This is a genomic window from Luteibacter sp. (assembly GCF_036500425.1).
In the GTDB taxonomy this organism is placed as follows: Bacteria; Pseudomonadota; Gammaproteobacteria; order Xanthomonadales; family Rhodanobacteraceae; genus Luteibacter.
This window is the reverse complement of sequence record NZ_DASYCB010000021.1, coordinates 1-11,667: the sequence shown is the minus strand read 5'-3', so window position 1 is coordinate 11,667 and position 11,667 is coordinate 1. Positions and strand designations below refer to the sequence as shown.

Here is an 11,667-nt window from a genome sequence, read left to right as displayed (position 1 = left end):
CGACTGGAACGCGGAGTTGATCACGTCCTTGACGATCTGCTCGGGCAGGGCCGAGGAGTCGGCGATCATCGCGTTCTGGCCGCCGGTCTCGGCGATCAGGGCGGCGATCGGGGCGTTACGGGCGGCGAGGGCGCGGTTGATCGCCCACGCCGTGTCGGTGGAGCCGGTGAAGGCCACGCCGGCCACGCGCTTGTCGCGGGTGAGGGCGGCACCGACGGTGGCGCCATCGCCCGGCAGGAACTGCAACACGTCGGTCGGCACGCCGGCGGCGTGGAGCAGCTTCACGGCGGCGTAGCCGATGAGCGAGGTCTGCTCGGCCGGCTTGGCGATCACGGCGTTGCCAGCGGCGAGTGCCGCGGCGACCTGGCCGAGGAAGATGGCCAGCGGGAAGTTCCACGGGCTGATGCAGACGAACACGCCGCGGCCGTTGAGGAACAGCTGGTTGCTCTCGCCGGTGGGGCCGGGGAGCTGTTCCGGCTGGCCGAACAGGCGGCGCGCCATCGTCGCGTAGTAACGTAGGAAGTCGGCGGCCTCGCGAATTTCTGCGATCGCGTCAGGCAGGCTCTTGCCCGCTTCGCGCACGCACATGGCGATGAACTCGGCGCGGTTGTGCTCGAGCTGCTCGGCGGCGTGCTCGAGGATGGCGGCGCGGCTGGCGGCGGGCAGGCGGTCCCAGCCCGGCTGGGCGGCGACACCGGCGCGCAGGGCCTGGTCCACGAGGCCTTCCGAGGCGTTCTCGACCGTGCCGATGATGCGGCGGCGATCCGACGGGTCGGTGACTTCGACCTTGCTGCCGCCGGTGGCGCCACCGGCGACGAGCGGAGCAGCCGTCCACGGGCCGGCGTGGCGGTTAACGGCGTCGGCGAGCTCATTGAGCTCGTTATCGTTTGCGAAGTTCATACCCATGGAGTTCTTCCGGAGTTCGCCGTACAGATTGACCGGCAGGGGAATGCGGGGGTGGGGGATCGAAGCGAAGGCGCGGACGATCTCGCACGGATCGGCGACGAGGTCGCGCACAGGCACGCTTTCATCCACCACGCGGTTGACGAAGCTGGTGTTGGCACCGTTCTCGAGCAGGCGGCGGACCAGGTAGGGCAGCAGGTCTTCGTGCGTACCCACCGGCGCGTAGACGCGGCAGGGCACGTTGAGCTTGTCCTTGCCGATCACTTCCGCGTACAGGTCGGCGCCCATGCCATGCAGGCGCTGGTTCTCGTACGGACGGCCCTTGGCGATGTGGTGGATCGCCGCGATGGTGTGCGCGTTGTGGGTCGCGAACTGCGGGTAGACCAGGTCGCTGCCCGCGTTGAACAGGCGATGCGCGCAGGCCAGGTAGCTCACATCGGTGTTTGGCTTGCGCGTGTACACCGGGTAGCCCGAGAGACCGTTTTCCTGGGCGCGCTTGATCTCGGCATCCCAGTAAGCGCCCTTCACCAGGCGCACAAACCAGCGGCGCCCGGTGGCGCGGGCCTTCTCGACGACCCAGTCGATCACGAACGGGGCGCGCTTCTGGTAACCCTGGATCACGATGCCCAGGCCGTTCCAGCCTTCCAGCGAAGGATGCGCGAACACGTCGCCGATGATGTCGAGCGACAGCTCGAGGCGATCGGTTTCTTCGGCATCCACCGAGAGGGCGATGCCGTTCTTGAAGGCCAGCTGCGAGAGCTCGAGCAGCTTGGCGCCCAGCTCGGCGCGGGCGCGGGCGCGGTTGCCCACTTCGTAGCGCGGGTGCAGCGCGGAGAGCTTCACCGAAATGGACGGGGCTTCGACGTTGCTCTTGAACGGGCCGCGGCTGCCGAGCGCGTTGATGGCGTCCCGGTAATCCTGCTGGTAACGCTCGGCGGTAGCCTGGGTGAGCGCCGATTCGCCGAGCATGTCGTACGAATAGCGGTACACCGAGTGTTCCTTCTCCTCGGAGCGATCCAGGGCTTCCTTGATGGTGCGGCCCATCACGAACTGGTGGCCCATGATGCGCATGGCCTGGCGCACGGCCAGACGCACCACCGGCTCGCCCGCGCGGCCGACGAGGCGGCGCAGGGCGGAGCTGAAGTCGTGGCGGGTATCGTCCGCCAGGTTCACCAGGTGGCCGGTGAGCATCAGGCCCCAGGTGGAGGCGTTGACGAACACCGATTCGCTCTGGCCAAGGTGCTTCTTCCAGTCGGCATCACCCAGCTTGTCGCGGATGAGCTTATCGGCGGTGGCTTTATCGGGGATGCGCAGCAGGGCTTCAGCCACGCACATCAGCAGCACGCCTTCCTCGGAGGAAAGATCGTACTGGCGCATGAAGGATTCGACGGCGCTTTGATCCTTGGCGCGGGCGCGCACGCGGGTCACCAGGCCGGCAGCGACGTCGATGACGTGCTCGCGCTCGGTCGGGGGCAGCGTGGCCTGGACCAGGAGGTCGTTGACGGCCTCGGTTTCGTCGCGCAGCCAGGCGGCGGTAATACGCGCGCGCGCCGGCTCGGCACCGTTGGGGAGTTCGGGACTGAGGATAGACGGGTTCACGGATGGGCTGTGGGGGCGGGGGAGACCGCCCATTGTAGGGGAGGCCGCGAGTTCGTGCGTGGTGCGCCGCGCCAGGGGGGGATCGCGGGGTGCCCTGCGACAATCCGCCGCCGCCTCACCTTGCCGCTTTTCGACCCGCGCCCTATCATCCGGCTGTTCCAGGCACGCCGGATTCCCATGTTCGTGCTTCGACCGACCGTCGCGGGTCATCCGCGCGTGGTGTGGCTCCGGCCCAACCGCGCGTTGGATAAACGCGGCCTGCGTCGGCTGATCATCGGGCTTTCGGCGTTGGCCATGGCGACCGCGGCGTTTGGCGCGTGGCAGGGGAATGTGTTCGCCCCCTTCTTCGCGTTGCTCGAGGCGTTCGTCCTGGGGTTCGCACTTGGCGCGGCCTGGCGGGCCGGCGACAGGGGTGAACGCATTGCCATTGGCCCGGATACGCTTGAGGTTCGGTGGCTACCCGGTCGACGGGTGCGCCGTTTCCAGACATATTGGGTACGTGTAGGGCTGGCGCCGGGGGATGGTCGCCAGCGGCTCCTGATCAGATCGCACGGCAACGAGCTCGAAATCGGCGCCTTCCTTGGGGAAGAGGAAAGGGTCGAAGTATCAAGGAAACTCATGGTGCTTCTGTCCGAAGTCATGGATCAGTCGCGCAGGTAGGTTCACTAAAGGTGCAAACGATGACATCTGGCGGCATCGGACGATCGGTTTCGGCGTGGACGGCAGGCGTGGTACTGGCCCTCTGGGGCGGGTCGGCCCTGGCCAACCCCGAACCCGACCAGCTCAACATGACCAAGGGCGCGGCGGAGTGGTCCCCCTATGGCATGCACATGGTGGCGCTGTGGGTCTGCGTCGTCATCGGCATCCTGGTCTTCGGCGCCATGTTCGTGGCCATGTTCCGCTTCCGTAAGTCGCGCGGTGCGGTCGCCGAGAAGTGGTCGCACAGCACGAAGCTCGAAATCGTGTGGACCGTCGTCCCGGTCATCATCCTTATTTTCCTGGCCAAGCTCGCCACCGGCGGCCTGACCACGTTCGCCGATACCACCGGCTCGGAAATGACCATCAAGGTCACCGGCTACCAGTGGAAGTGGCGCTACGACTACGTCGAGTACAAGGGCAAGCCGGTCGACCGCGTGGGCTTCATGTCCAAGCTGGAAGAAAGCTCCGACCGCACCCGCCAGCTCAAGTCCAACCTCGATCCGGACAAGATCCAGGTCGATGGCTACAAAACCTACCTGCTCGATGTCGACAAGCCGCTCGTCGTGCCCGTGGGCACGAAGATCCGCTTCATCATCGTCGGCGGCGACGTCATCCACTCCTGGTGGGTGCCGGCGCTGGGCTGGAAGATGGATGCCATCCCGGGTATCGCCAATTCGGCCTGGACGAACCTCAAGGAGCCGGGCGTGTATCGCGGCCAGTGCGCCGAGCTGTGCGGCCAGGATCACGGCTTCATGCCCATCGTGGTGAAGGCGGTGCCCAAGGCTGAGTTCGAGCAGTGGCTGGCCACCCAGGAAGACGAGGCGAAGGTGCAGAAGGCCGCACAGACCGCCCAGACCACCCCCGCCACGGCCCCCCAGGGCTGATCCTGTCAACGTCCAGTCCGTATTCGCTTAGGTAGAGGTGCAAGGCCCATGGCGCACGATGCCACCCACGACCACCACGATCACCACGGAGCCCCGCAGGGTTTCTTCCAGCGATGGGTGATGTCCACGAACCACAAGGACATCGGCACGCTTTACCTGGTTTTCGCCTTGCTGATGTTCTTCATTGGCGGCGCCTTCGCGATGGTCATCCGCGCGGAGCTGTTCAAGCCGGGCCTGCAGCTCGTGCAGCCGTATTTCTTCAATGAAATGACGACGATGCACGCGCTGGTCATGATCTTCGGCGCCATCATGCCCTCGTTCGTGGGCCTGGCGAACTGGATGATCCCGCTCATGGTCGGCGCGCCGGACATGGCGCTGCCGCGCATGAACAACCTGTCGTTCTGGATCATGCCGTTCGCGTTCGCGCTGCTGCTGAGCACGCTGTTCATGCCGGGCGGCGGCCCCGCCGGCGGCTGGACCATGTATCCGCCGCTGTCGCTGCAGGGCGAATCCATCGCCTATGTGGTGTTCGCGGTGCACTTGATGGGCATCAGCTCGATCATGGGCGCGATCAACATCATCGCCACGATCCTCAACATGCGCGCCCCGGGCATGGATCTGCTGAAGATGCCGGTGTTCGTGTGGAGCTGGCTGATCACGGCGTTCCTGCTGATCGCGGTGATGCCGGTGCTGGCGGGTGCGGTGACCATGCTGCTCACCGACAAGTACTTCCATACCAACTTCTTCAATGCCGCCGGCGGCGGTGACCCGGTGCTGTTCCAGCACATCTTCTGGTTCTTCGGGCACCCCGAGGTCTACATCATGATCCTGCCGGCGTTCGGGATCATCTCGGAGATCATCCCGACCTTCGCCCGCAAGCCGATCTTCGGCTACAAGGCCATGGTCTTCGCGATCGCCTCCATCGCCTTCCTCTCGTTCATCGTCTGGGCCCACCACATGTTCGCCGTGGGCCTGCCGATGGGGGCCGAGATCTTCTTCATGTACGCCACCATGTTGATCGCGGTGCCGACGGGCGTGAAGGTGTTCAACTGGGTCAGCACGATGTGGGGCGGCTCGATGACCTTCGAGACGCCGATGCTGTTCTCGATCGCGTTTGTCATCCTGTTCACGATCGGCGGCTTCTCCGGCCTGATGCTGGCGCTGGCTCCGGCCGATTTCCAGTATCACGACACCTACTTCGTGGTGGCGCATTTCCACTACGTGCTGGTGACCGGCGCCGCGTTCTCGATCATGGCCGCCGCGTATTACTGGATCCCGAAGTGGTCGGGCAACATGTACAGCGAGACCTGGGGCAAGATTCATTTCTGGTCCAGCGTGATCTCGGTGAACGTCCTGTTCTTCCCGCAGCACTTCCTGGGTCTCGCGGGTATGCCGCGGCGCATCCCCGATTACAACGTGGCCTTCGCCAACTTCAACATGATCAGCTCGATCGGCGGCTTCTGGTTCGGCGCCTCGCAGCTGATCTTCCTTGGCGTGATCGTGCACTGCGTGTGGTTCTCGAAGAAGAAGGCCGCGGATCGCTCATGGGAAGGCGCAAAGGGCCTGGAATGGACGGTGCCCTCGCCGGCGCCGCACCACACGTTCGATGTGCCGCCGATCATCCATGACGATGAGCTGGCGCACGGCAACACAGACCACTAATCGATGAATGCCATGGTCGACACTCAGATGGATGAACGGCGCAAGCGCGCCCGCCGCACCGCGTGGATCGCGGGCGGTGTGGCGCTCGGCATCTTTCTCCTGTCGATCCTGCAGATGTTGAAGCTGTAACGGCCAACAAGCGACTTCCACGGGAAACCAGCATGGGTCACCAGCAACACGACGCTTATTTCGTACCGACCAAGAGCTACTGGCCGATCGTGGCCGCCGTGTCGATGTTCGTCACCGTGTTCGGTGCCGCGCATTGGCTCAATGCCGAGCCAGGCGATTCCGGCATCGGTAAGACCGTGTTCCTGGTCGGCGTGCTGATGATCTTCGGCATGTTCTTCGGCTGGTTCCGCTCGGTCATCAACGAATCGCTCGCCGGTAACTACAACACCCAGGTGGATCGCTCGTTCCGCATGGGCATGATGTGGTTCATCTTCTCCGAGGTGATGTTCTTCGGCGCCTTCTTCGGTGCGCTGTTCTACGCGCGCATCTTCTCGGTGCCCTGGCTGGGCGGCGAAGGCCATGGCGTGCTGACCCACCAGTTCGTGTGGGATGGTTACAACGCGGCGTGGGGCGCTTCCGGTGGTGGTGGCCCCGACAAGATCGGTGGCTCGTTCCACACCATCGCGGCCTGGGGCCTGCCCCTGCTGAACACCCTGATCCTGCTCTCGTCGGGCGTGACCATCACCATCGCGCACCATGCGCTGAAGGCTGGCCACCGCACGGCATTGCTGGTCGGCCTGGGCCTCACCGTGCTGCTGGGTGCCACGTTCCTGTTCTGCCAGGCTCACGAGTACGCCGAGGCTTACGAGCACTTCAACCTGACCCTGGGCAGCGGCGTCTACGGCGCCACGTTCTTCATGCTCACGGGCTTCCACGGCATGCACGTGACCCTGGGCACGATCATGCTGGCGATCATCTGGATCCGCTGCGCCAAGGGCCACTTCTCGAAGGACGACCACTTCGGCTTCGAAGCCGTGGCCTGGTACTGGCACTTCGTCGACGTGGTCTGGCTGGCGTTGTTCCTGTTCGTCTACGTGCTCTGAGATCTGAGAACCCGCCGAGAGGCGGGTTTTTTTTATGTGGTTCCTGAACTTCCTGACCTACCTCACCATGGCCGCCGTTGCGGGCGTACTGGCGTGGCATGTGGCGGGATCCACGGCATGGGAAGGGCTGCTGTCCTTCGTCGTCATAGTCGTCTTGCTGGCCCTTCACCGCGCGTTCTGTGTGCGCGAGGGGCGAACCCGCTTCCGCCCCACGAGCATCTTTCTCGGGGTGCAGTGGGTCACGTTGATCATTCTCTTGTCGCGATGATTTGAGTCGCGCGACTTCCCCTACGCGCCGACGCGGGCGAGGGTGACTGGGGCGACCCTCGCCTTTCGTAGAGCCTTTCCTAACCGGTGCCAGGCGCACCATCACACGGGAATGGCAATGAATCAACGTTTTCTGTCGAAGGGTGCGTCATTGACATATGTGCGTCAATGACGCACTATCCTTTCGTGATCTTCGTAGAGACCCCGCTGTTCACGCGGCGGGTGCAGGATCTTCTCCACGACGATCAGTACGCCCGACGGCAGCATTTCCTTACGGAGTACCCTGAATCAGGCGACGTCATCGAGGGGACCGGCGGTCTTCGCAAGATTCGGGTCGCTATGGCGAGCAGGGGAAAGAGTGGCGGCGCTCGCGTCATCTACTACCACTTCGTAGCGCATGCACGCATCGCGATGCTCCTGATCTACGCGAAGAGCGAAAAGGACGATCTCACCACCGATCAGCGCGCCACGTTGAGAAAAATTGTCAATCACTGGAAGCACCCGCCATGACCACATTTTTCGATGAACTGCTCGAAAGCGTCCAGCAGATGGACGAGATCCACCGCGGCAAGCGCGCTCCGTCGCGCGAGTTCCAGGTCGATCCGGCTACGATCAAGGCTATTCGGGAGTCTACCGGGCTATCCCAGCCCAACTTCGCCCAGGTGCTCGATGTCGATGTGGGTACCTTGCGCAACTGGGAGCAGGGGCGGCGTGAGCCGACGGGGCCGGCCCGGGCGTTGTTGCGGGCTATTCGGAATGATCCGCAGGGCGTGATGGCTGCGTTGGTGGGGTAGGCTGCGGATCGCGCGCAAGCGCGCTCCTACAGGGGATGCGGGCGCGGGGGCGGGCAGTTGGTGCAGTTTGCCGCACCGCGCCTTGGTGGCTGGTGGGGGCGGGTTAGAATTGGCCCACGTCGTGCGGGTGTAGCCACCCCATGAAGATGCCCAGCGCCACCATGGCGATGAGCAGCAGGGAGAGGCCGATACGGCGGGTCAGCGCCCAGACTGTGCGCTTGCTCTGGCCCTTGTCGGTCATCATGAAGAACAGCGCCTGGCCCAGGTTGAACACCACCACCAGGAGCAAGACCACCAGCGCGTATTTGTAGATGGTTTCCACGTGACCGTTCCGCTTCATTGCGACAATCCGAGTATAGCGGTGGGCACGCGGGGCTTTGCATGAGCTTTCTGCGCCGCCCGACGTGGTTCGCTGTCGCACTGACCGTCGCCGGGGTGCTGGTTTTTACGCGCCTGGGTGTCTGGCAGCTCGATAGGGCAGCCGAGAAGGACGAGCTCCTGCGGCGCTACGCCGCAGCCAGCGAGGCGCCGGTGGAGCCTTTCGCCAGCGTGGCCGAGGCGCCGCCAGCCGATCGCTACCCTCGGGTCGAGCTTTCGGGCGTCTATCTGCCCGGCCACCGCTACGTGTTGGATGACCAGACCCGCGCCGGCCAGGTGGGCGTGCACGTGTTTGTGCCCTTCCTGCCGAAGGGCGATAACCACGCGGTATTGGTCGATCTGGGTTTCCTGCCGCGTGAGGCGGGCTCACCGCCTCGGTTGCCTCCCGTGCCCGAAGCGCCGACCACGGTTCGTGGCCTCTATGTACCTCCGCCCGGTGTCGGTGTGCGTCTGGGCGGTGATCGCCTCCCCGAGCAGAAGGGTCCAGATAAATCGGTGGTCTACGTCGACCTGACCGAGGTCGCCGCCGATCTGCACCGCTCGCTGTATCCTCGCGTGCTGTTGCTCGATGGGGATCCCTCAACGATTTACGCGCGTGAGTGGACGCCGGCCGTCATGCCGCCCGCCCGGCACCGCGCTTATGCCTTCCAGTGGTTCACCTTCGCGCTGGCCGCGGTCGTGATCTTCATCCTTCTCCACCGCAAGCGGCGCCGCCCGCCCCATGGAACCCCATGACCGAACCGAACGCCCCACCCGTCCGCTCGGGCCGCCTGAAGCTGGTGCTGATCATGCTGGTGTTCCTGGCACCGATCCTCGCTGCGGGCATCCTCACGCTTAGCGGATGGCAGCCGCAGGGCAAGGGCAATGGCCAGGCCATCACGCCGCAGCGCAGCTTCGAGGCCGTGCAGGTCGATGTGGCTGGCAAGTCCTGGGCGTGGCGCGACAGTGAGCCGCGGCTGACCCTGGTCGTGCTGCCGGGACCGGACTGTGCAACGGAATGCGTGAAGACGCTTGGCCTCGTGCGTAACGCCCGCATCGTCCTCAACCGCAACGCTGATCGTCTGCGCCTGCTGTATATCGGCGCGGCGCCCGTTAGCGCGGAAGCGCAGGGCATCATGACCGACTACGCGATCGGTACCGAGCCTGCCGATACGTTCGCCGCGTTCCGCCCGACCACGCCTGACAGCGTCGCGGTGGTGCTGGTCGAATCCAATGCCACCGCGCTTGCCTGGTTCCCGGCGGGCTTTGACCCTAACGGCTTGCGCAAGGATCTGCAGAAGGTGATTCGCTGATGTCACCGCGTGCCGTGAGAACCCTGCGCACTCTTGCCTTACTGGCAGCCTTGTTCGCGTTCGGCGTGGTGATGTTCGGTGCGTTCGTGCGCTTGTCGAATGCCGGCCTGTCTTGCCCGGATTGGCCGACCTGCTATGGCAAGGTCACCTGGCCCGGCCACGCGCAGGACATCGCGCATGCGAACGAAGCCTTCCCCGATCGCCCGTACGAGGATCACAAGGCGTGGCGTGAGCAAGTCCACCGCTTCCTCGCGGGTAGCCTGGGCGTGATGGTGCTCGCCATCGCCCTGATCGCCGCGTGGCGACGGAAGATGGCGGTGATCGCCGTGATTCTCGCGGCGATCTTTGCCGCGGTCGGCGTTGTGCTCTATATGCGCGGTGCCTACCTGGTGTCGTCGATCCTCTCGGCGCTCGCGATCGCGTTGCCCTTGATCGCCGCAGTAAGGCTCGATCGACCCGGTGCGTGGCGCGTAGGTATCGCCGCGCTGGCCGTCATCATCTTTCAGGCCATGCTTGGGATGTGGACCGTGACACTGCTGGTGAAGCCGATCGTCGTGACCGGCCATCTGTTGGGCGGCATGGCGACGTTTGCGTTGCTGGCGTGGGCGGCCTTGCGCTGGTGGGGCGTCGGCTCGCGCGATGAGCGCTTCGCGGCGCTGCGCGTTCCTGTCGCTATCGGCATTGTCGTGCTGGTCTGCCAGATCACCCTGGGCGGCTGGACGAGTTCGAACTACGCCGCGCTCGCCTGTGGCGTGGATTTCCCGAAGTGCCTTGGCCAGTGGTGGCCGGCTACCGACTTCCATCAGGCCTTCATCCTGTGGCGCGGCATCGGCGTGAATTACGAAGGCGGTGTGCTCGATATGGCGGCGCGTAGCGCGATCCAGCTGGCGCATCGCATTGGCGCTGGCGTCACGTTCCTGTACCTCGCCTGGCTTTCGCACAAGCTGGCGCGTGCCGGCCTCCGCAAGATTGGCATCGCTATCGGCGTCGTGCTCGTCGCCCAGGTGCTGCTCGGCGTAGGCAACGTTCACCTGGGCCTGCCGCTGCCCATGGCGACGGCGCACAATGGCGTGGCCGCGCTGCTGCTCTTCACCTTGCTCGCCGCCCTGGCCAGCACCCAGCGACTGCCGTCGGAGACGCCGTGACCAAGTTCAAGCAATATCTGGAACTGACCAAGCCGCGCGTCGTCGCGCTGCTGGTGTTCTGCGCGGTCATCGGCATGTTCCTGGCCGTGGATGCCGATGGCAACCGTGTGCTGCCTACCTGGCAGTCCGGCATCTTCGGCACGCTCGGCATCTGGCTGGCCTCGGCTTCGGCAGCGGCGTTCAACCACCTGATCGACCAGCGCATCGACAAGCTGATGGCGCGCACCTCGCACCGGCCGCTCGCCACGGGTGAGCTGACGCCGATGAAGGTGTTTGTATTCGCGATGACGCTGGGCATCCTCGCGATGCTGGTCCTCGTGTTCCTGGTGAATATGCTTACTGCGGTGCTCACGTTCTTCTCGCTGATCGGTTACGCGGTGATCTACACCGCTTACCTGAAGCGTGCGACGCCGCAGAACATCGTGATTGGCGGTATCGCTGGTGCGGCGCCGCCGGTGCTTGGCTGGACGGCGGTCACGGGCTCGCTGCATCCGTATGCGTTGCAGCTGCTGATCATCATTTTCGTGTGGACGCCGCCGCATTTCTGGGCGCTGGCCATCTTCCGCGTGGATGATTATTCACGTGCGCAGGTGCCGATGTTGCCGGTGACGCATGGCGTGAAGTTCACCCGCTGGCATATCTTCTTCTATACCGTGCTGCTATTCCTGGTCACGCTACTGCCGTTCCTCACCGGCATGAACGGCCTCATCTATCTGTTCGGCGCCGTGGTGCTGGGCATCGGATTCCTCTGGTATGCCGTTCGTCTGTTTACGTCGACCGACGACTTCTTCCCGATGAAGATGTTCAACTACTCCATCATTTACCTGATGGTGTTGTTCGCGTTCCTGCTGGCTGACCATTGGCTGGTGGAGCCGGTGGTGCACCTGCCGATGCGCTTCGAGCCGATCGTCTGATTGTCGCGGCACTCATCGTCGCCGCGGCTTGCATCGAACACACCCTGTAGGAGCGCGCATGCGCGCGTTAGCGCGCCA

General features: G+C 64.5%; 13 protein-coding genes. 11 read left to right on the top strand and 2 right to left on the bottom strand.

The window, feature by feature from the left end; all coding sequences use genetic code 11:
* The coding region (putA, locus tag VGN46_RS05375) for a bifunctional proline dehydrogenase/L-glutamate gamma-semialdehyde dehydrogenase PutA (protein ID WP_331641425.1) at positions 1–2,535 on the bottom strand (2,535 nt) is incomplete at its 3' end.
* A gap of 87 nt (positions 2,536–2,622) precedes the next feature.
* On the opposite strand from putA, the gene VGN46_RS05370 reads away from it, so the two are divergent.
* The 7 genes from VGN46_RS05370 (at position 2,623) to nadS (ending at position 7,860) form a co-directional block, all read left to right on the top strand.
* The gene (locus VGN46_RS05370; protein WP_331641423.1) at positions 2,623–3,162 is read left to right on the top strand and encodes a DUF2244 domain-containing protein; all 540 of its coding nucleotides are present in this window, start codon (positions 2,623–2,625) and stop codon (positions 3,160–3,162) included.
* Positions 3,163–3,182: 20 nt separating this feature from the next.
* The gene (coxB, locus tag VGN46_RS05365; protein WP_331641421.1) at positions 3,183–4,085 is read left to right on the top strand and encodes a cytochrome c oxidase subunit II; all 903 of its coding nucleotides are present in this window, start codon (positions 3,183–3,185) and stop codon (positions 4,083–4,085) included.
* A 48-nt stretch (positions 4,086–4,133) separates the two neighbouring features.
* Positions 4,134–5,747 (top strand): cytochrome c oxidase subunit I, encoded by a 1,614-nt coding sequence (ctaD, locus tag VGN46_RS05360; protein ID WP_331641419.1) that lies wholly within the window; start codon positions 4,134–4,136, stop codon positions 5,745–5,747.
* Positions 5,748–5,908: 161 nt separating this feature from the next.
* Positions 5,909–6,799 carry a cytochrome c oxidase subunit 3 gene (locus VGN46_RS05355; RefSeq protein ID WP_331641417.1) on the top strand — a complete coding sequence of 297 codons (891 nt, stop codon included), beginning with the start codon at positions 5,909–5,911 and terminating at the stop codon, positions 6,797–6,799.
* Between the two features lie 34 nt (positions 6,800–6,833).
* Positions 6,834–7,067, top strand: a complete 234-nt coding sequence (locus VGN46_RS05350; protein WP_331641415.1) for a hypothetical protein — start codon at positions 6,834–6,836, stop codon at positions 7,065–7,067.
* A 167-nt stretch (positions 7,068–7,234) separates the two neighbouring features.
* Entirely contained in the window at positions 7,235–7,576 is a 342-nt protein-coding gene (locus tag VGN46_RS05345) for a type II toxin-antitoxin system RelE/ParE family toxin (protein ID WP_331641413.1), read from the top strand.
* Positions 7,573–7,860, top strand: a complete 288-nt coding sequence (gene nadS / locus VGN46_RS05340; protein WP_331641411.1) for a NadS family protein — start codon at positions 7,573–7,575, stop codon at positions 7,858–7,860. Before VGN46_RS05345 ends, nadS begins: the two co-directional genes overlap by 4 nt.
* Before the next feature lie 103 nt (positions 7,861–7,963).
* Here the strand turns inward: nadS and VGN46_RS05335 are convergent, their stop codons facing one another.
* Positions 7,964–8,200 (bottom strand): twin transmembrane helix small protein, encoded by a 237-nt coding sequence (locus tag VGN46_RS05335; protein ID WP_331641409.1) that lies wholly within the window; start codon positions 8,198–8,200, stop codon positions 7,964–7,966.
* A gap of 41 nt (positions 8,201–8,241) precedes the next feature.
* Here VGN46_RS05335 and VGN46_RS05330 point away from each other — a divergent pair, with 41 nt between their 5' ends.
* Genes VGN46_RS05330 through cyoE form a run of 4 tightly spaced genes read left to right on the top strand, consistent with a single transcriptional unit; the run spans position 8,242 to position 11,589 of the window.
* Positions 8,242–8,973: an SURF1 family protein gene (locus VGN46_RS05330; protein ID WP_331641407.1), complete on the top strand. Its 732-nt coding sequence runs from the start codon at positions 8,242–8,244 to the stop codon at positions 8,971–8,973.
* Entirely contained in the window at positions 8,970–9,530 is a 561-nt protein-coding gene (locus VGN46_RS05325; protein WP_331641405.1) for a hypothetical protein, read from the top strand. The genes VGN46_RS05330 and VGN46_RS05325 overlap by 4 nt, the downstream gene beginning before the upstream one ends.
* Positions 9,530–10,675 carry a COX15/CtaA family protein gene (locus VGN46_RS05320; protein WP_331641403.1) on the top strand — a complete coding sequence of 382 codons (1,146 nt, stop codon included), beginning with the start codon at positions 9,530–9,532 and terminating at the stop codon, positions 10,673–10,675. Before VGN46_RS05325 ends, VGN46_RS05320 begins: the two co-directional genes overlap by 1 nt.
* Complete coding sequence (gene cyoE, locus VGN46_RS05315; protein WP_331641401.1) at positions 10,672–11,589, top strand: heme o synthase; 918 nt, start codon at positions 10,672–10,674, stop codon at positions 11,587–11,589. Before VGN46_RS05320 ends, cyoE begins: the two co-directional genes overlap by 4 nt.
* The last annotated feature ends 78 nt before the right edge of the window (positions 11,590–11,667 follow it).